This is a genomic window from Streptococcus oralis subsp. dentisani (assembly GCF_002096615.1).
GTDB classification, from domain to species: Bacteria; Bacillota; Bacilli; order Lactobacillales; family Streptococcaceae; genus Streptococcus; species Streptococcus oralis_U.
The window spans coordinates 1-272 of record NZ_NCUX01000014.1 but is presented as its reverse complement, the minus strand read 5'-3'; the positions used below and the strand labels follow the sequence as shown (position 1 = coordinate 272).

Below are 272 nucleotides of genomic sequence, written 5' to 3'. Positions count from 1 at the left end.
CTTGTGCTTGCTGATTGGCTAGCACTGATTGACGCTGATACGCTGTTGCTCAAGCTTGTGCTTGCTGAGTGGCTTGCACTGATTGACGCTGATACGCTGTTGCTCAAGCTTGTGCTTGCTGATTGGCTAGCACTAATTGAAGCAGACACGCTATTGCTCAAGCTTGTGCTTGCTGATTGGCTCGCACTAATTGAAGCTGACACGCTGTTGCTCAAGCTTGTGCTTGCTGATTGGCTAGCACTAATTGAAGCAGATACGCTGTTGCTCAAGCT

1 pseudogene is annotated in these 272 nt (G+C 48.9%); it reads right to left on the bottom strand.

Annotated features, from left to right (window positions below):
• Nucleotides 1–272 (bottom strand): annotated as a pseudogene (locus B7708_RS00110) (LPXTG cell wall anchor domain-containing protein); the annotation flags it as partial.